Raw genomic sequence first — 18452 nt, forward strand, 5'->3', positions numbered from 1 at the left:
CGGAAGCGGCGGACCGGGCGGGCGGCGGGGTGCGACGGGGCCGGGGACGGGCCCGGGTCGGGGCCCGGGTCGGAGGCGTACGGGACGACGGGGCACGGCGGGCCCTCGGGGGCCTCGGGGGCCTCAGGTTCCAACGGTCCCCGCCCGTACGCGCCCGGCCCCGGGCCCCGTCCCGAGCCGGCCCGTCCGAGCCGGCCCGTCCGAGCAGGCTCGTCCCGAGCCGGCCCCGTGCGGGCGGCCTCAGGAGGCGGGCGTCAGCACGATCTTCCCGAACAGGTCGCCCGACTCCATCCGGGCGAAGCCCTCCCGCGCCCGGTCCAGCGGCAGCACCTCGTCGATCACCGGCCGGACCCCGGTCTCGGCGCAGAAGGACAGCAGGTCCTCCAGCTCGTCCTTGGAGCCCATCGTCGAGCCGACGACCTTCAGCTCCAGGAAGAAGATCCGGGTCAGTTCGGCGTGCGGGGGCCGGTCACCGCTGGTCGCGCCGGAGACGACCAGGGTGCCGCCGGGCCTCAGCGACTTGATCGAGTGGGACCAGGTGGCGGCGCCGACCGTCTCGATGACGGCGTCCACCCGCTGCGGCAGCCGCGCGCCCGGCTCGAACGCGTCGGCGGCGCCCAGGTCGACGGCGCGCTTGCGCTTGGCCTCGTCGCGGCTGGTGGCGAAGACCCGCAGCCCGGCGGCCTTCCCCAGGACGATCGCGGCGGTCGCGACGCCGCCGCCCGCGCCCTGGACGAGCACGGAGTCGCCGGGGCGGACCCCGGCGTTGGTGAAGAGCATCCGGTACGCGGTGAGCCAGGCGGTGGGGAGGCAGGCGGCCTCCTCGAAGCTCAGCTCCTTCGGCTTGGGCAGCACGTTCCAGACGGGCACGGCGACCCGCTCGGCGAACGTGCCCTGGTAGCGCTCGGTCAGGATGGAGCGGGGCTCGCGGGGTCCGACCCCGTGGCCGGTCTGGCCGATGACGGAGTGGACGACGACCTCGTTGCCGTCCTCGTCGACGCCGGCGGCGTCGCAGCCGAGGATCATCGGCAGTCTCTCCTCGGGCAGGCCGACCCCGCGCAGGGACCACAGGTCGTGGTGGTTGAGGGAGGCGGCCCTGACGGTGACGGTGGTCCAACCCGGCCGTGCCCCGGGCTCCGGGCGGTCGCCCAGCTCGAGGCCGTCGAGGGGGCTGTCGGGGTCGATGCGTGCGGCATAGGCGGCGAACATGGCCCCGAGACTAGGTGGGCGCGGTGCGCCGCGGAACCACGCCCCCGTGTGACGCGTGTCCCTCCCCGGGGACCCGGCGCCCACGCCGGGGGGCGCTGAACCCTCCGGCGACGTGACCGTCGCGAGACCCTCGGCCGCGCAGTGGCGCGGTTTCGGCGACGCCGCTTCCGGGGGAAGCGGTCAGGAAGCTGAACCGTCGAGGCCGAGGCGGATCACGGCGAGCGCCTCGGCGATCTCGACGGTCATCTCGTCCCCCGGGCCGAACACCATGCACATGTCCTGGTGGAGTGGTTCGAGGACCTGCCGGGCCTCGGCGGTCCGGCCCTGGGCGAGCAGCAGCATCCCGATGTTGTGCCGCAGCTCCACGGCTTCCTCGCCCACGTCGCTGTCGACGGTCCGCACGACGTTCAGCACGCCCTGGAGCGCGGCCAGCGCGTCGGTGACCTGGCCGAGCTCGGCGCGGCACCGGGCCGCCTGGGCGCGGCAGGCGCGGGCCTGCTCGCCGGTGGGCCCGGCGACACGGGCGTAGGCGTCGGCGAGGGCGTCGAACTCGGGCAGGGCGGCCCGGTAGTCGCCGCCGAGGAGGTGGATCGCCGCCCGCTGGCGGCGCAGCGCCAGGACCTGCCTGCTCTCGGAGCCGAGGGCGAGGGCGGCGGGTGCGACGACCTCGCCGAGCACCTCGGCGGCCTGCGTGAACCGCTCCTCCTCCAGCAGGGCGTCGGAACGCGCGTACGCCTCCTCGATGTCCTCGCGCAGCCGGGCGGGGACCGGCACCGGCGGGGCCCCCGGGAGGACGGCCGTCGGCGCCGGATCACCGGGCGCCGGGGCCTGGGCGCGGGCGCGGGGCGCGAACGGGCGACGGAACACGCCCGTGGGGTCGGGCGCGCCGGCCGGCCCCGTGTCCGCCGTGCCGGGGTCCCGGCCCGGCGGCGGGAGGAACGGCAGCAGCCGCGCGTACACCTCCTGCGTGTCGGCGGGCCGCGCCTCGGGCGCCTTGCGCAGCAGGTGCAGGACCAGCTCCTCCAGCGCCTCGGGGACGTCGGGCCGCAGCTGTCGCAGCGGGGTGGGCGCGGCGTTGACGTGCTGGTACATCAGCAGGTACTCGCTCTCCGCCTCGAACACGAGGCGCCCGCAGAGGAGTTCGTGCAGTACGCAGCCGAGCGCGTACAGGTCGGTCTGCGGGGTGACGCGTCCGCCGCGGACCTGCTCGGGCGACATGTACTGGTGGGTGCCGACGGGGCTGCCGGTGGCGGTCAGCTTGGTGACGTCGGTCCGCAGGATCGCCGCGATGCCGAAGTCGAGGACCTTCACCGTGCCGTCGCGGGCGACGAGGACGTTGCCCGGCTTGAGATCCCGGTGGATCACCGGCACGTCGTGCGCGTACGACAGCACGGTCGCGACCTGCGCGGCGACGGCGGCGGCCCAGCTGACCGGCAGCGGCCGGCCGGGGTCGAGGTAGGCGGACAGCGGTACGCCGTCCACGAGCTCCATCACCAGGAACAGCCGCTCGTACGACGCGTCGAGCACCGCGTCGTACACCTGCGGCACGCCGGGGTGCTGGATGCGCGCGGTGATGCGGGCCTCGCGACGGAAGCGCTTGGCGAACTCCTCGGCCAGCTCCGGGGAGGTGACCGACGCCTGCCGGATGAGTTTCACCGCGACGGGCCGGTCGAGGACGGCGTCGTAGCCCCGCCACACGTCGCCCATGCCGCCGTGGCTGAGCTCCTCCAGGAGTTCGTAACGGTCGGAGATCGCCTCCTGCGGCACCTTGCCCCCGGTGTGCGCGATGAACGGTCACGGTCAGGGGTCAAGTGTGACCGCCGCGTCAGGACGCCGTCCAGGGTTCGCGGTGCGAGAGGGGCACGGGCGCGGTGGTGGACGAGGGGTGGGAGGGCGCGCCGTCCGGTCGGCATCCCGCCGACCGGACCGTCTGAGCCGTACCTTCACCACCGCCGTCGGGCCCAGTCGGGCGGGCGGCTGGGTCCTCACGTCGTGCACGGTCAGCCGAGGCAGCAAAACGCCCCCGCTCCGAAGAGCCGGGGACCACCTGCTGGGGTCGGATCCAGGTGACCTGGAGGACGTAGCCGCACTCGAACCGGGGGACGATCAGGAAGACGAACATGCCTCCGGGGACATCCACGGTTTCGCTCTTCGGCCCTATGCCTTCGTACCTCGTGCCGTCGAGGTAGAGAGCTTCAGCGGCGCGGATCAGCTCGTCGGCTTTCTTCTCGACCTCGGCGATGAAGGCCGGCGGAGCTCCGCCGACCACGTACTCCTCGCTAGGGTCGTACTCCCATCTCCAGGTCACTCGGACACCGCCTTGTACGCGGCGCGGATGATGTCGCCGGAGATCTTTACGTAGCGGCGGCTTTCTTCAAGGGTCTCGGCGGCGTTGGCCATGTACTCGGCGCGGCGCAGCTCACGCGCCGCCTCGGGAAACCGCTCGATTTCGATGTTGGCGGCCCACGCGATCATGAAGAGCTGGAGGGGCTTGATGCTGCTCTGCTCGATGGCGGCGGCGACGGCCCTGCGCTGATCGGCGTCCATTTCCGGCAGTCGCTCCGGCGCGATGGCGGCAAGGGCGGCCCGGAGGGCCTCGGGGGGTCCGCGCGGGGCGCGGAATCAGCTCTGTGTCGTGGTCGGGCTGTGTGCTCACGATGTCCTCCAAGGGATGCCCCGGCCAGCATATCCAGCCGGGGCACACGCATCAGATGTCGTCGTCCAGCCCCTCCTCGCGGCGGATCATCCGCCAGGCCGCCGCAGGAGACGATCTGCGCCAGGAAGCCGTACTTCCTGACGTAATCGTTGAGGTCGGCGCGGAAGCCCCCCGCCGCCTCCTGGTCGTCCCCGTCCTCGCTGTCGAGCAGCGCGGTGGAGCGGGCGACGGCGGGGAAGAGCAGAAGGCACCACCGGCCCTGCGGCCGACTTGCCGCTACGCCATCACTCCTTGTCGGCTGCCATGATGCCGACGCATTCTTCGAGCGCGGCGTGCAACGGCCTCACGAAGGCGGCGAGCTCGGTGTCCGACGCCTTCCCCACCTCCAGCACCGCGCCGACGACCGTCGCCAGGACGGTGGCGGCCTTCAGCGCGTGCACGTCGGCCAGCTTCTCGAGAATGCCCCCGGGGTGCGTGACCGCCAGGGCCTCCTTGCCGGTGGCCGGGTCGAGACCGAGACTGCGCAGACGCGGCGCGTGCGAGCTCATGCGGCGGCCTCCCACGGAACCGGAACGTAGTCCTGCCCCAGCGTCGCCAGGACCGCCGCCCTGCGCCGCTCGCGCTGGAGACGCCGCCGCTCGCGTTCGTCCCGCTCGCGCTCCCATTCGACGACGTACGGGCGGACCAGGGGCATGCCGTCGGCGGTGATGAGGTCCGCCGGGCGCGGACGCGTGATCACGGGCGGACGTTCCGGAGCGGGCGGACGGAGGGTGGGGGGCAGCGGTGGCGAGGATGCCGTGGAGCGGTGGGCACCGCGGGCGGGCAGGAAGAGGGCCAGGATCGCGGCCAGTAGGGTGCGCATAGGTCGACTCCTAATCAGTCGGCTCAGGCCCCGGCTGGGAAGTAGCCGCTTCCCGTCGGGGCCGCTCTGTGTAGGGAACCTACACTAGCGCGGATAACCGCAGATAACTACGGATGCACGGAAACCCGTGGTCACCCACGCTGACGTCATGGAGCTTGACCGCACACGCCCCCTCTGGCGGCAGATCGCAGCGGAGATCATCCAGCGCATCCGGAACGGCACGTATCCGCCGGGAAGCCGCGTGCCCTCCACTCTGGAAATCGCCCAGGAGTTCGGCGTGGTGAATGCGACTGCGGCGAAGGCGATGCGGCATGTCAGGGAGCAGGGGTGGACGCGGGGCGAGGTCGGGCTTGGCACTTTCGTCTCCGACCCCCTGCCGCCCTCCCCCGAAGCTCCCGAGCCCTCCGCATAGCCCGAAGCCACGCACCCCCGGCGGGAGGGCGCACCCGCGACAGGGCACCCCACCGACCGAGTCGGCGGCCACGGGCCTGACGCCGCGCTGCTACTTCACGTCTTTGGCCAGGACGGCGACGGCAACCCCGCCCACCACCCTCGTCAGCACGTAGTTGGTCGAGCTGCTGAAGGCGACACCGATGCCGGCCGGAATCGCCTTGGCCATCGCCTTCTGGGTGAAGGTGATGGACACCCGCTTGAACAGCTGCTTGATCGTGACCAGAGCGGGCCCTGTGAGGTACTGGTAGACCAGCTTCTCGGCGATCTTCATGACCGCCGCCTTGCCGCCCTTCGACGCCATCTTCTCCACCGAGCCCGCCAGAGCGAGGGTGAAGGCGAGGTGCTTCTTGTCCTCGGCACTCAACTCGGTCTCGAACACCTCGACCAGGCACATGCACATGTCGACCTGGAGCTTGAGTGCTGCGGCGGTATCGGCGACACCCCCGCTCACGACTGCGACCGCCGTCCCGATGCCTGGGATGACACCCGGGGCCGCGGTGACCGCCCCAGCTGCTGCCGAGAGCTTGGAGTACCGGCCGATGATCTTGGCCGCGATCCGGCACTTGTCCTCCAGGCTCTCGGGCTTCCGCTCGTTCTTCTCCTCGAAGGCCGCACGGTAACCGTCCACGACCTTGGCGGCCGCCGCCGGTGTCATGACGATCGTCTCGACGGCCTTCTGGAGCCGGGACTCTTCGGGCCCGTCCACCTCGTTGTTCATGTACCCCTCCCCATTCGTTGCACCTCGCGCAGAGGGCAACCCTTGTGCTTCCCGCTGTACTGCTGACGTTCTCGAAGGACGCCCCGGCCGACCTCCCGGCCGGGGCGTACACGTCAGATGCCGTCGTCGAGCCCCGCCTCGCGGCGGAGCATCCGCCAGGCGGCCTTGCGGGCGCTGCGGTCCAGGCTGGACTTGAAGCCCTTGTCGGGACCGAAGTACTGGCGGCCCAGTCCCGCGATGGTGTCGATGTGGTCGGCCATCTTGTCCGCGAAGACGGTGTCGAAGACGAGGCCGAAGTTCTCCTCGTCGTTGACGACGGCCGCCGCCTTCACCTTCGGGTCGGCCGTGGTCTCCTCGAACGGGCGGATGAAGTCCTGCTCGGTGAAATCGGTGCCGAACCGCTCGTTGAACTTCTCGATCAGCTCGGAGAGCAGCGACTTCTCCGCCTCCTTCGCGCCGCCCGAGCCGTCGCCGAAGCCCGGCATCGTCGCCGGCCCCTCGGGGGTGAGGGAGACGTCGTACTCGCCGGTCTTCTCCACCCGCAGGTGGCTGAGGTCGACCTCGCCTATGTCCACCCCGCCGTCCGCGCGGCGCGGCAGCCGGTTGAGGAGGTAGCGGCCGTAGAGGTGCAGCCGTTCCAGCTCGGCGTCCTGGTAGGGGACGATCTGCGCGAGGAAGCCGTACTTCCTGACGTAGTCGTTGAGGTCGGCGCGGAAGCCCTCCGCCGTCTCCTGGTCGTCCTCGTCCTCGCTTTCGAGCAGAGCGGTGAAGCGGGCGACCGCCGGGGAGAGCAGCCGGTACAGCTCGGCGTGCAGCTTCTCCCACTTGGACTGCGAGCCCGCCGCCTTCTCCTTGGCGGCGAAGTACGCGGCGGCGAACTCGTCCATCTCCTGCCCGGACAGGACCGCCGCCTGCATGACCCGGCTCTGCGCGGTGTAGAGGAGGTTGGGGTCGGAGGGGAGGGTGTTCGCCTCCTCGAAGTACGGGCGGAAGGACTCCTGTATGTCCTCGGCGTCGTTGACGAAGTCGAGGACCGCCAGGTCGGCCTGGGTCTTGCGCTCGGCGGTCCGGTTCAGCCGGGACAGCGTCTGGACGGCGGAGATGCCGGTCAGCGTCTTGTTGACGTACATCGTCGTCAGGAGCGGCTGGTCGAAGCCGGTCTGGTACTTCTCCGCCACGACGAGGATCCTGTACTCGCGCTGGCCAGGACCACCGGCCCGGACGGCCTTGTCGTCGGCGCGCGTGTAGGCGAACGCCTTCGGCAGCGCGCTCTCCGACAGCCCGCCGTTCTCCTTCGGCTCGGTGGTCTCCTCGCCGTCGATGGTGAGCGATCCGGAGAAGGCGACGAGGACACCCAGGTCGGGGTACTTGGTGTCGTAGTCCCGGTCCTTGATGTAGCTCTTGATGGCCCGCGCCATCTGCACGGCGGACTGCCGGGAGGCGGTCACCACCATCGCCTTGGCCCGCCCGCCGAGACGGCCCCGGCTGTGCGCCGCGAAGTGCTCCACGATCACCTGGGCGTGCTGGGCGACCGTCGAGTCGTGGGTCAGCGCGTACCGGGCGAGCAGGGGGTTCGCCTTCGACGGGTCGACCTCCCGCTCGTCGGGGTTCTGGTTCACCAGCTTCCAGTACGTGTTGTACGTGACGTAGTTGCGCAGCGGGTCGAGGATGAAGCCCTCCTCGATCGCCTGCCGCATGGAGTACGTGTGGAAGGGCCGGTAGGCCGCCTTGCCGTCGACGTCCTGGAGCGTGCCGAAGAGTTCGAGGGTCTTGGCCTTCGGCGTGGCGGTGAATGCGAAGTAGGAGAGGTTCGCGGCGCGGGAACGCTGCTCGGCCCTCTTCTTGAGCTGCTCCTCCAGGGTGGCGCCCTCGGCCTTGACCGTGGTCGCGCCCGCGTCGTCCGAGTCGGAGTCCAGGCCGAGATCGCGCAGCGCGGACCGTACGGCGGTCGCGGCGTCGCCGGACTGCGAGGAGTGCGCCTCGTCCACGATGATCGCGAAGCGGCTGCCCCGGATCTCGGTGGGGTTGCGCTGGAGGTAGTCGAGCAGCGCCGGGAACGAGTGCAGAGTGACGGTGACGATCTTCCCGGTGTCGCGGGAGAGGGCCCTGGCGAGCTGCTCGCCCTTCGCCCCGTGCTTCTCGTCGATCTTCACGACGAGGCCCGCGGTCTGCTCGAAGCTGCCGACCGTCTCCCGGAGCTGCGCGTCCAGGTTGCGGCGGTCGGTGATGACGATGACCTTGTCGAAGACCGGCACGCCCGGCTTGAGGCCCTTGGCGACGGCCTCGGGGTCGAGTTCGCGGGGGTCGGTGGGGGTGTGCAGGTCGCTGAGGCGGTGGGCCAGCCAGCCGATGGTGTTCGACTTGCCCGAGCCGGCCGAGGCCATGACCAGGTAGTCGTGTCCGGCACCGTGGGTGGCGGCGTGCGCGGTGAGCTTCTTGACTACGTCCCACTGGTGGAACCTGGGGAAGATCATCGTCTTGGTGGTGCCGCCGCCGGGCGTTTTGCTCTTGTGCAGGTGCACGAACCGCTGGAGCAGGTCCAGCCAGTTGTCCGGCTGCCAGACCTGCTCCCAGAGGTAGGAGGTGGCGTACGTGCCGTAGGCGGTCGGGGCCGGGTTGCCGGCGCCGCCCGGCTGACCGGGGCCGTTGGAGCCGGTGTTGAAGGGGAGGAAGCGGGTGTTCTTGCCCTTGAGCTGGGTGGCGACGAAGACCAGGTCCGGGTCGACGGCGAAGTTCGCGACGACACGGCGGGTGAAGATCAGCTCAGTGGGGTCCCGTTCGGTGCGGTACTGCTCCTTGGCCTGCTCCACACCCTGCCTGGTCAGCGGGTTCTTCAACTCGGCCGTGGCAACCGGGATTCCGTTGAGGAACAGGACGAGGTCGAGCCGGTTGCCCCAGTCGGCCTGCTTGGTCGCGTACTCCAGCTCCCGGACGACGGTGAGGCGGTTGGCCCGGTACCCGTCCAGCACGGAGTCGTGGGCGACGAGGTTCGGTTTGAAGTAGGCGACGCGGAGCAGGACGCCCCGGTCCTTAACGCCGTTGCGAAGCACGTCGAGAAGGCCGTTGGTGGTGATGGCCTGGTCCAGGCGGGCGGCGAACCCGCGCTGGGCCTCGCTCGGGTCGCCGCCGTAGACGGTGAGCAGCTCGCCCCACTCGTCGGGCTGGGTCTCCCGGATGAAGGCGAACAACTCGCCGGTGTCCAGGCCGAGATCGGCCCGGTAATTCTGCGGACTTGCCTCGCGCCAGCCGCGCTCGACCATGGCGGCGACGATGGCGTCCCCGAAGGCGGATTCCGTGTGGATGGGGCTCATGGCTACGCGGTGACTCCGTCCGTTACGTTGCGCCCGCTGGCGGTGGATACGTCGAACTGGCCGGTTACGGCGGCGGTGATGAGGGACTGGCGGCGTTCGGTGATCAGCGCTCGCTGTCGTGACAACTCACTCTGCAGGCTTTCGACCTGAGACACCTGGCTCTGCAATTGCGCCAAGCGTTTTTTCGCCTCTGCAGGTTTCAAAACCGGAATGGGGACTCCGCGCAACCTGTCGGCCTTGATACCCAAGGCGGTTGATCCGGTGGCCCTGAGTTCCAGCTCCGCCTGTCCCTGGGGGGAACGCAGGTACCAGTAAAGCCATTCCGGACTACAGAACCTCTGATCGACCCTGAGTACAATCACACGCTGCGCGAGAGCCACTCCTGCATCATCGACCATGGCCACCTGTCCAAGCGGAGCCTCAGTGGTCAACAACACGTCGCTGTGCATGAGTAGCCCACGACGCATCCAATCACTGTAGGCGTCTTCAGCAATATACTCGCGACTTGCAGCCAAGTCGATCTTTCCGTCGCGAATGTTCTTGGCAGTGACCAATGGGATCCCGGATACGGTCTTCTCGGGTGTCGCTCCGCGATAGTCGATCCATCGACTAACGACGCGTCGCAATGCAAGATTGATTGGAAGTGCACCGTCAGCTTGTACTGTGTGTGACGCAAAGCAATTCGACAGCAGTGACGCCTGCCGCTCGCCCAGGAGGCGTGAGAGCTTATTGGAGAGGAGCTGGATTCGATCTAGCTTGCCAGTCTCGGCGTCGAGGAAGTCGGCGATGCGGCGCTGTTCCCCTTCGTCGGGAAAGCTGATCCGCAAGTCTCGAATTTGAGCTTCATTGACGAACGGAAGTGGGCCGGAGCCAGCCAACTCGCCAAGATCGATTATCGACAGTGCGTAGATCCAGAAGCGAGGATCACCCACTTGCGGTACTACAGCCATCAAGTTGTTGTCCATTGCTGACGGTTGCCGCAGTAGTCGCCGAGGGTTCTTAAGAAGGGCTGCGCCGACTTTGGGGAAGACTACTGAGCCACTTGGGGCCAAGCGCGCACCAAGTGAGCTGATGTCTCCACGGCTGACCCAGTTTTGCGCCCCGATCACGCTGTAGCCGCTTCTCCGCGTAGCAAGATCGGCAACCTTCAGAAACGGGTAGTCGCCAGAATTCCTGCCCTGGAAGGTGTGGGGGAACCCCACACCGCTGATGATCCGGGCGACGCGTCCAAGCTTGACCGTAGGGTAGGAAAGCGTCATTCCGTCACCTCACCCAACAGCGCCTGAATCTCCGCCTCCAGCGACTTCAGCTCCGCGTCGATCTCCGCCAGCGGCCTCGGCGGCTTGTACACGTAGAAGTGCCGCGTGAACGGGATCTCGTAGCCAATCTTCGTCTTCGTGTGGTCGATCCACGCGTCCGGCACGTGCGGCAGCACCTCGCGCTTGAGGTACTCCTCGACGTCCTCGCCCAGCGGGACGTTCTCGTAGTCCCGCAGGTCCGTGTCCGGCTCCGGGGTGCCCTTGATCTTCTGCACCTCGCCTTCCGGGTCCCGGACCCCCACCGCCTCCCGTACCGCCTTCGCGAACGGCGCGCCCGACGGCCACGTCAGGCCGGCCGCGACCACGGCGTCCTTCAGGGCGACGAACGCCTCGGACTTCGTCGCCCAGGACGAGCCGAGCAGCGTACGCACCGCCGCGACGAACTCCTCGCTCCGCTCCAGCTTCGCCACCGCCTTGGCCTCCGCCAGTGCGGCCAGGGTCTCCTCCGTCACCTCGAAGCGGAGTTTCAACGGCCGCTCCACGGTGATGCGCTGGTAGCCGAAGTCCTCGTTGGCGAAGACCTTCACCTTGCCGTGCAGCGGGTGCTCGGGGTTCTTCGCGACGTGCAGCGCCTCCGCGTACAGCCGGGTGATGTCCCCGATGTGGTCGGGACGGCCGTTCGTCCCGTCGCCCAGCTCCTTGCGCTTGTCGCCCAGCGACTTGCGCATCTTCACCCACTGGTCGCGCGCGTCCAGCAGGACGACCTTGCCCTTGTGGTCGGCGTCCTTGCGGTTCGTCAGGATCCAGAAGTACGTCGAGATGCCGGTGTTGTAGAAGAGCTGGTCCGGGAGGGCGACGATCGCCTCCAGCCAGTCGTTCTCCAGGATCCAGCGGCGGATGTTGGACTCGCCCGACTCGGCCGCGCCCGTGAACAGCGGGGAGCCGTTGAAGACGATGGCGACGCGGGAGCCGCCCCCGCCGTTGACGTCCACCGGCTTCATCTTCGCGATCATGTGCTGGAGGAAGAGCAGCGAGCCGTCGTTGATGCGGGGTAGGCCCGCGCCGAAGCGGCCGGCGTCGCCGAGCGACTTGTGTTCGTACTCGACCTCCTCCCTGACCTTCTTCCACTCCACGCCGAACGGCGGGTTGGCCAGGATGTAGTCGAACCTGCGGCGGGCGTGGCCGTCGTCGGAGAAGGAGTTGCCGAAGCGGATGTTCTCCGGGTCCTGGCCCTTGATCATGAGGTCGGACCGGCAGATCGCCCAGGACTCGGGGTTGAGCTCCTGCCCGTACACCTCGACCGTCGCGTCCCGGTTGAGGGCCTTGATGTGGTCGTCCGCGGCGCTGAGCATGCCGCCCGTGCCGCAGGCCGGGTCCATGACCGTGCGGACGACACCGGGCACGGTGAGGGCGTCCGCGTCGGGCGCCACCAGCAGGTTGACCATCAGCTTGATGACCTCGCGCGGGGTGAAGTGCTCACCCGCGGTCTCGTTCGACTGCTCGGCGAAGCGGCGGATCAGCTCCTCGAAGACGTAGCCCATGTTGTGGTTGGGCACGGTGTCGGGGTGCAGGTCGAGGTCGGTGAACCTGCCGATGACCCGGTAGAGGAGGTTCGCGGAGTCGAGCTTCCTGATCTGCTGGTTGAACTCGTACCTGTCGAGGACCTCGCGGGCGTTGTCGGAGAAGGCGCCGACGTAGACCTGCAGGTTCTTCGCCGCGTTCTGCGGGTCGGCCGCGATCTTCCGCAGGGTGAGGTCGCTCTTGTTGTAGAAGGAGTGGCCCGAGGCGCGGCGCAGGAAGTGGTCGGTGTCGATGTCCTGGCCCGCGAACCTGGCGACGGTCTCGACGACCTTGTCGCGCGTCGGCTCCAGGACGCACTCCAGGCGGCGCAGCACGGTGAACGGCAGGATGACCTTGCCGTAGTCGGACTGCTTGTAGTCGCCGCGCAGGAGATCGGCGACGGACCAGGCGTGGTTCGCCAACTCCGTGTGCTTGCTGCTGTTCAAGAGGTCCCGGCTTCCTTCCGAAAAGACGCCGCCCGGGCGGGGGACGGCAGGGATCCAGTGTGGTCGTACGTGGTGGGGCGCGTGGGGCGTTTCAGGCGGAACGGCTGTCCGGGGTGCCCGGCGTGTCCGGGCTGCCCGGGGTGTCCGGTGGCAGGAGTGCGCCGGCGGTGAGGCCGGTGGTCAGGGTGGCCGCGGTGTCGGCGGCGAGGTCGGCGGTACGGCGGACGGCCGCGCGCAGCTCGTACACGCGGCGGAACGCCGCCCCGTAGCGCCGCTGTTCCTCCAGCGGCAGCAGCGGTACGCGCAGGCGGCCCGGTGCGACGTGCACGAGGGTGGAGCCGGTGGACGCGGAGGCGATGTTGTCGTCGGCGCCGAGGAACCCGGCCAGGAACCACGGGTCGAGGCGGGCCGGGTCGGGGCGCAGGAGGTGGACGTGCTGACCGAGCAGGGCTCCGGCGTCCCGGTCGTCCGCGACGCGGGTCATGGCGGCCTGGCTGCCGCTGCTCGCGACGGCGCGCACCAGGACGTCCCCGGCGGCGACGGGCTGCGCGGCGTCGGCGTGGAGGTCGACGGCTCCGCCGGACGGGGGGTTGCCGGTGGAGACGTCCTCGGCGGTGAGGACCGGCCGGTCGACGGCGGGGGCGGCGGAGTCCTTGGAGCCGCGGGTGCCGGGCGGCGCCGCCCGCAGCACGGTCAGGGCGCCGCCGCGCGCCAGGTCGGAGACGGTCGCCGTACGCCACTCGCGGGGCGAGTCCCCGGACGGCTGCCAGCCGCCGGGCGCGGAGGCGGAGGTCAGGGCGGCGACCTGCTCGGCCAGTCGTTCGTGCAGGTCGTGGACGCGCCGGGCCAGGGCCGCCGGGTCGATGTCGGCCGCGGTCGCCCTGACGTGGCGGGCCGGGGTGACGTCGACGACGTCGTCGAGGAGGTCGACGACCGGCACCGCGCGGGCGACGCCTGGCTCGCCGGCGTAGGTGCCGGGGGCGGTGGTGAACGCGGCCCACTGGCGGAGGACCCGCTCCGACAGCGCCTCCCAGTCGACGGTGGCGGCGGAGGCCGAAGAGGTGGGGGCGGAGGCGGAGGCGGAGGCGGAAGGGCCGGGCCGGCGGGAGCGCGAGCCGGCGCGGGAGCCGGCACCCGCCGTCGCCGTACCGGTGGCGGACGGCGTGCCCGCGGCGCCGTCCCGCTGCTCGCCCTCCCCGTCGACGAACAGCACCGTCGCACGGTCCGCGCCGCCCGGTTCGGGGCGCTGGAGCACCCAGATCTGCAGGCCGACGTGGAGCGGGTACGCGGCACGCGCCGGGAGGGAGACGACGGCGCGCAGGGCCCCGCCGCGGATGAGTTCCGCGCGGACGCGGCGGCCGGAAGAGCGGAAGGCGACTCCCGGCGGCAGCAGCATGACCGCGTGGCCGCCCGGCTCCAGGTGCGCGAGGGCGTGCTGCACCCACGCCAGTTCGGATTCGAAGCGGGGCGGGACCCCGTACGCCCACCTCGGGTCGTAGGCCAGCTCGTCGTGGCCCCAGTCGCGGTCGGCGAACGGCGGGTTGCACAGGACGGCGTCCACGGTGACGTCGGGGAAGGCGTCGGCGCGCAGGCTGTCGCCGACGCGGATCGCCGTCTCGGCGTCGGGTGCGGCGATCAGCAGCCGGACCGCGGTGCGCCGGCCCTGGACGGGGAGCGAGTCCTGCCCGAACAGCTCCCGCGCGCCCTGCCGGGCGGCGGCGGCGAGGAGCGTTCCGCTGCCGCAGGCGGGGTCGAGGACGCGGGAGGCGCCGGCGGGCAGGAGCCGCGCCATGAGCAGGGCCAGGCCCTCCGGGGTCCGGTAGACGCCGCCGGCGGCGCCCTCGTCCAGTTCGCGTTCGGCCAAGACGTCGAGGGCGGCCTGGGCCCCCGCCTCACGGACGCAGCCCAGCAGCGCGCGGACCGCGCCCGCGTCGTCCGGGCCGTAGTGGACCGGTTCGGCCTCGGGCACGGTGGCCGGGAGCTCGCCCGCGGCCTTCTCCGCCCGGGCGAGCAGCCGGTCGTCGGGCAGGGCGGCGAGCTCGGCCAGCTCCTCCGGTGTGCGGCGGGAAGCGGCGGCCACCAGGGGGAACAGTCGCGCGGCCACTCCCGAGCCGGGCCCCAGCAGCCGTAGTGCCGTCCGCAGCTCCTCGGCCGGCGAGGCGGCGGAGGTGTGCCCGCGTCCCCGCAGCCATGCCTGGACGGCCGGCAGGTCGTAGAGCGGGCTGGATTCCGTGCCCGCGCTGGGAGCCGGGAAGTCGTCGTGGCGGCGGCGCCAGTTGCTGACGGTGGCGCGCGTGACCCCTGCGATGCGGGAGATCTCGGCGGCCGTCACGTGTGCGGCAGGCGCCGGTCGGGGGGTGGCTGCTGGGGCATGGCGTGGGGTTCCGCACCTCTCGGGCCAGTCGAACAGGGACGTTAACACGCTACAACATTCGCCAAGTGCGTCAATCTGTTTGACGTAGCTTTCAAGGCTGCTCTTATCTGGTTGAGCTTCCGAATGGAAGCGTGCAGCGCAACTCCGGGACCGCACCGCCAAGCGTCCTGGCGCCGTACCGCGCCACGCATCCGATCGACTCCCCGGTCGTCGGTGTCAGCCGGATCGCGGACGACGGTCACTTCCTCCACGAGGTTCTCGGTGCCGGCCGCTCCACCTACGCCGACCTCCGCGCGGGAGCCACCCGCCTCCTGGAGATCGGCCACACCCTGCCCGCTCCCGCCGACCGCCTCTACCCGGTGCTCTCCGAACCGCTCGCCGAGGCCTGGTCGGCCGACACCGTGTCAGGTGTCTTCGGGGTGCAGGTCCCGTGGCGCACCTCCGACAGCGGGGGCGGCCACGGCGCGGAAACCGCCCCGGGGGAGAAACCCCGGCTCAGAGCGGTAACGCGTGGTGTCCCGGCATGAGGATGCGAAGCTGCGACACCCGCTTGAGGGGAACGGATGCCCCGACCGCCGCCCGAGGGGCCCCGCGCCCCCTGCCGCCGCCCGTGCGCCCCGGACGCCGAAGGGCCGTGCCCCTCCCCCGCACGGGGAGGGGCACGGCCCTTCGGGCTCCTGTCGGCGCGGACGTCGAGCCCACGGGCGCCCGGCTCGCGCGTCAGCGGCGGGCGACGCCCTCCGCGCGGGCGGCCGCCGCGACGGCCGCGGTGACCGCCGGGGCGACGCGCTCGTCGAAGGGCGACGGGATCACGTAGTCGGCGGCGAGCTCGTCGCCGACCACGTCCGCCAGCGCGTCGGCCGCCGCGATCTTCATGCCCTCGGTGATGCGGGAGGCCCGCACCTGGAGGGCGCCCGCGAAGATCCCGGGGAAGGCCAGCACGTTGTTGATCTGGTTCGGGAAGTCCGACCGGCCGGTGGCCACGACCGCCGCGTACCTGTGCGCGACGTCGGGGTGGACCTCCGGGTTCGGGTTGGCCATGGCGAACACGAACGAGTCCGGCGCCATCGACGCCACCGCCGCCTCGGGGACCGTACCGCCGGAGACGCCGATGAAGACGTCCGCGCCGGCGAGGGCCGACTCCAGCGAGCCGGACAGCCCGGCCTTGTTGGTGAGCTCGGCGAGCTCCCGCTTGACCGGGTTCAGGTCGTCCCGGTCGCGGCTGACGACGCCCTTGCGGTCGGCGACCGCGACGTCTCCCAGACCGGCCCCCAGCAGGAACTTCGCGATCGCCACACCGGCCGCGCCCGCGCCGGAGATCACGGCCCGCAGGTCGCCGAGACCGCGCCCGGTGAGCCTGGCCGCGTTGCGCAGGGCCGCGAGGGTGACGACGGCGGTGCCGTGCTGGTCGTCGTGGAAGACCGGGATGTCGAGGCGCTCCTGGAGCTTCCGCTCGATCTCGAAGCACCGGGGCGCCGAGATGTCCTCCAGGTTCACCCCGCCGAAGGAGGGGGCGAGCCGGACGACGGTCTCGACGATCTCGTCGGCGTCGGTCGTGGCGAGCGCGACGGGCACCGCGTCCACGCCGCCGAACTGCTTGAACAGGATGGCCTTGCCCTCCATCACGGGGAGGGAGGCCTCGGGCCCGATGTCGCCGAGGCCCAGGACGGCCGTGCCGTCGGTGACGACGGCGACGACCTGGGACTTCCAGGTGTAGTCGTGGACGAGTTCGGGACGCTCGGCGATGGCGCTGCACACCTTCGCCACGCCGGGCGTGTACGCGAGGGACAGGTCGTCCTTGTCGCGGACCGGGACGGTGGCCCGCACGGCCATCTTCCCGCCCCGGTGGAGGGCGAATGCCGGATCGAAGGGCTCGTCCGAGACGCCTTGCGCACCGTCGTCGGTATCGCTGGCGCCACGAGGGTTGACGATCTCCGCTGCCATTGGGTTGACCCCTTAATTCTTCATGGTTCGAGGGTGGCCACTCCTGGTTGAGGAGGGGTGGGCGGGCACCGCGTCCGCGCCTCGCGGAAGGCGGTTGGCCCACCCCCGCGGGGACTGGTACGAACGCGCGGGCGCGCCGCACAACGCGCCCTGAGCCCCGGGTGAGGGGTGTAAGGATCCTTCTTACCCGACGGACGCCCCGGGGGACGAGTCAGGCCCCCGTGGGGCCGGTCACCCCCGGGCCCGCGGCGCCGGGCCGGGCCGCCCCGGCGCGGCGGCCCCGGGGGGCGGGGGGCCCGGGCGTCCGGCCCGGAGCGCTCCGCGCCCGGTGACATGACTCATAGGCGAATGTCTGGACAAGTCGTCCCCGGGTCCGGATTGCCGCTGTCATCGCGTCCATATCGCGAGATCGGCAGGAGATTTTCCGGTGCGGTGACGCGCGGTCCGCAGAAGGTCCGGCCTTGATGGACCGGGGCGTTGAGGTTCGGAGGTCGCCCGTTATCCGATTTTGACATGCGGAGCCCCTTGTGAGGGCCGACCCGAATGGCAAGATGCCGTAACCACACGGGGTCACGACGTTCGAAAACGCGTACCGACCCATTGGCATTCCTTTCACCCGCCGGAGGAACCCGACCATGACCGCAAGCACCACCCGCCGCCCGGCCTCCGCGAATCCCCGGACGCCGCGGTCGTCCCGGACCGTCGTGGTCGCCGCGACGGCGGTCGCCGGCGCCCTGCTGCTCACCGCGTGCGGCGACCAGACGCAGAGCGGGGCCTCCGGTGGGGGGACGAAGGCGGCCGCCCCCTCCGCCCCGCTCGCCGACAGGCTGCCGCAGGACATCCGCGACAAGGGCGTCATCAAGGTCGGCTCGGACATCGCGTACGCGCCGGTCGAGTTCAAGGACGAGAACGGCAGGGTCGTCGGCATCGACCCCGACCTCGCCGAGGCCATGGGCAGACAGCTCGGCGTGACGTTCCAGTTCGAGAACGGCACCTTCGACACGCTGATCACCGGTCTGCGCGCCGACCGGTACGACATCGCGATGTCCGCCATGACGGACACGAAGGACCGCCAGCAGGGCATCGACTCGGAGACGAAGAAGAAGGTGGGCGAGGGCGTCGACTTCGTCGACTACTTCAGCGCCGGCGTCTCCCTCTACACGAAGAAGGGCGACGACAAGGGCATCACGTCCTGGTCGGACCTCTGCGGCAGGAAGCTGGTCGTGCAGCGCGGCACGGTCTCCGAGGACCAGGTCAAGTCCGAGTCGAAGAAGTGCACGGACGCCAAGAGGCCCGCGATCGCGATCGAGTCCTTCGACAACGACCAGCTGGCCCAGACCCGTCTGCGCGCGGGCGGCGCCGACGCCGGCTCCTCCGACTTCCCGGTCGCCGCGTACACGGTGAAGACCTCCGGCGGCGGCAACGACTTCCAGATCGTCGGCGAGCAGGTCCAGGCGGCCCCGTACGGCATCGCCGTCGCCAAGAAGGACAGCCGGCTGCGCGACGCGATCAAGGCCGCCATGGACGCGATCATCGCCAACGGCGAGTACAAGAAGATCCTCGACAAGTGGGGCGTCGCCCAGGGCGCCGTGACCGAGGCCAAGATCAACGGCGGTTCCTGATTACCGGTCGGCACCGACAGGCCACTGAGAGGCACCAC

The 18452-nt window shown here is 70.7% G+C and carries 15 protein-coding genes; 3 read left to right on the forward strand and 12 right to left on the reverse strand.

Annotated elements, in window-relative coordinates:
- Positions 1-240: 240 nt before the first annotated feature.
- The 6 genes from LUW75_RS06175 to LUW75_RS06200 all read right to left on the reverse strand — a co-directional run bounded on the left by LUW75_RS06175 (position 241) and on the right by LUW75_RS06200 (position 4727).
- Positions 241-1209, reverse strand: a complete 969-nt coding sequence (locus LUW75_RS06175) for a zinc-binding dehydrogenase (RefSeq protein WP_250334719.1) — start codon at positions 1207-1209, stop codon at positions 241-243.
- 180 nt (positions 1210-1389) lie between these two features.
- Positions 1390-2976, reverse strand: coding sequence for a serine/threonine-protein kinase (locus tag LUW75_RS06180; RefSeq protein WP_250334720.1), 1587 nt, complete (start codon positions 2974-2976; stop codon positions 1390-1392).
- 58 nt (positions 2977-3034) lie between these two features.
- Positions 3035-3517, reverse strand: coding sequence for a hypothetical protein (locus tag LUW75_RS24570; RefSeq protein WP_349816398.1), 483 nt, complete (start codon positions 3515-3517; stop codon positions 3035-3037).
- Entirely contained in the window at positions 3514-3756 is a 243-nt protein-coding gene (locus LUW75_RS06190; RefSeq protein WP_250334721.1) for a hypothetical protein, read from the reverse strand. Before LUW75_RS06190 ends, LUW75_RS24570 begins: the two co-directional genes overlap by 4 nt.
- Before the next feature lie 393 nt (positions 3757-4149).
- Positions 4150-4413: a hypothetical protein gene (locus LUW75_RS06195; RefSeq protein WP_250334722.1), complete on the reverse strand. Its 264-nt coding sequence runs from the start codon at positions 4411-4413 to the stop codon at positions 4150-4152.
- Positions 4410-4727, reverse strand: a complete 318-nt coding sequence (locus LUW75_RS06200) for a hypothetical protein (RefSeq protein WP_250334723.1) — start codon at positions 4725-4727, stop codon at positions 4410-4412. The genes LUW75_RS06195 and LUW75_RS06200 overlap by 4 nt, the downstream gene beginning before the upstream one ends.
- Before the next feature lie 148 nt (positions 4728-4875).
- Between LUW75_RS06200 and LUW75_RS06205 the strand changes: the two genes are divergently transcribed.
- The gene (locus LUW75_RS06205) at positions 4876-5139 is read left to right on the forward strand and encodes a GntR family transcriptional regulator (protein ID WP_250334724.1); all 264 of its coding nucleotides are present in this window, start codon (positions 4876-4878) and stop codon (positions 5137-5139) included.
- A gap of 90 nt (positions 5140-5229) precedes the next feature.
- On the opposite strand, the gene LUW75_RS06210 is transcribed toward LUW75_RS06205, so the two are convergent.
- The 5 genes from LUW75_RS06210 to LUW75_RS06230 form a co-directional block, all read right to left on the reverse strand.
- Positions 5230-5898: a hypothetical protein gene (locus LUW75_RS06210; RefSeq protein ID WP_250334725.1), complete on the reverse strand. Its 669-nt coding sequence runs from the start codon at positions 5896-5898 to the stop codon at positions 5230-5232.
- Positions 5899-6011: 113 nt separating this feature from the next.
- Entirely contained in the window at positions 6012-9209 is a 3198-nt protein-coding gene (locus LUW75_RS06215; protein WP_250334726.1) for a type I restriction endonuclease subunit R, read from the reverse strand.
- 2 nt (positions 9210-9211) lie between these two features.
- Positions 9212-10468, reverse strand: coding sequence for a restriction endonuclease subunit S (locus LUW75_RS06220; RefSeq protein WP_250334727.1), 1257 nt, complete (start codon positions 10466-10468; stop codon positions 9212-9214).
- Complete coding sequence (locus tag LUW75_RS06225) at positions 10465-12474, reverse strand: type I restriction-modification system subunit M (protein ID WP_250334728.1); 2010 nt, start codon at positions 12472-12474, stop codon at positions 10465-10467. Before LUW75_RS06225 ends, LUW75_RS06220 begins: the two co-directional genes overlap by 4 nt.
- Positions 12475-12565: 91 nt before the next feature.
- On the reverse strand, positions 12566-14806 hold the full coding sequence (locus LUW75_RS06230; protein WP_250334729.1) for an N-6 DNA methylase: 2241 nt from the start codon (positions 14804-14806) through the stop codon (positions 12566-12568).
- 173 nt (positions 14807-14979) lie between these two features.
- On the opposite strand from LUW75_RS06230, the gene LUW75_RS06235 reads away from it, so the two are divergent.
- A complete protein-coding gene (locus tag LUW75_RS06235) occupies positions 14980-15375 on the forward strand; it encodes a hypothetical protein (protein WP_250334730.1) in 396 nt (131 codons plus the stop codon).
- Positions 15376-15568: 193 nt separating this feature from the next.
- Here LUW75_RS06235 and LUW75_RS06240 read toward each other — a convergent pair whose 3' ends face one another.
- Positions 15569-16792: an NAD(P)-dependent malic enzyme gene (locus LUW75_RS06240; protein ID WP_250334731.1), complete on the reverse strand. Its 1224-nt coding sequence runs from the start codon at positions 16790-16792 to the stop codon at positions 15569-15571.
- Positions 16793-17427: 635 nt separating this feature from the next.
- Between LUW75_RS06240 and LUW75_RS06245 the strand changes: the two genes are divergently transcribed.
- The gene (locus tag LUW75_RS06245) at positions 17428-18414 is read left to right on the forward strand and encodes an ABC transporter substrate-binding protein (protein WP_250334732.1); all 987 of its coding nucleotides are present in this window, start codon (positions 17428-17430) and stop codon (positions 18412-18414) included.
- Positions 18415-18452: the final 38 nt, after the last annotated feature.

The organism is Streptomyces sp. MRC013, from assembly GCF_023614235.1.
Taxonomy (GTDB): Bacteria; Actinomycetota; Actinomycetes; order Streptomycetales; family Streptomycetaceae; genus Streptomyces.

Bases quoted from the DNA above. Each gene is read 5' to 3' on its own strand.
- LUW75_RS06200 (WP_250334723.1), bottom strand. From the start codon at position 4,727: ATGCGCACCCTACTGGCCGCGATCCTGGCCCTCTTCCTGCCCGCCCGC.
- LUW75_RS06175 (WP_250334719.1), bottom strand. From the start codon at position 1,209: ATGTTCGCCGCCTATGCCGCACGCATCGACCCCGACAGCCCCCTCGAC.
- LUW75_RS06215 (WP_250334726.1), bottom strand. From the start codon at position 9,209: ATGAGCCCCATCCACACGGAATCCGCCTTCGGGGACGCCATCGTCGCC.
- LUW75_RS06210 (WP_250334725.1), bottom strand. From the start codon at position 5,898: ATGAACAACGAGGTGGACGGGCCCGAAGAGTCCCGGCTCCAGAAGGCC.
- LUW75_RS06205 (WP_250334724.1), top strand. From the start codon at position 4,876: ATGGAGCTTGACCGCACACGCCCCCTCTGGCGGCAGATCGCAGCGGAG.
- LUW75_RS06220 (WP_250334727.1), bottom strand. From the start codon at position 10,468: ATGACGCTTTCCTACCCTACGGTCAAGCTTGGACGCGTCGCCCGGATC.
- LUW75_RS06190 (WP_250334721.1), bottom strand. From the start codon at position 3,756: ATGGACGCCGATCAGCGCAGGGCCGTCGCCGCCGCCATCGAGCAGAGC.
- LUW75_RS06245 (WP_250334732.1), top strand. From the start codon at position 17,428: ATGACCGCAAGCACCACCCGCCGCCCGGCCTCCGCGAATCCCCGGACG.
- LUW75_RS06240 (WP_250334731.1), bottom strand. From the start codon at position 16,792: ATGGCAGCGGAGATCGTCAACCCTCGTGGCGCCAGCGATACCGACGAC.
- LUW75_RS06195 (WP_250334722.1), bottom strand. From the start codon at position 4,413: ATGAGCTCGCACGCGCCGCGTCTGCGCAGTCTCGGTCTCGACCCGGCC.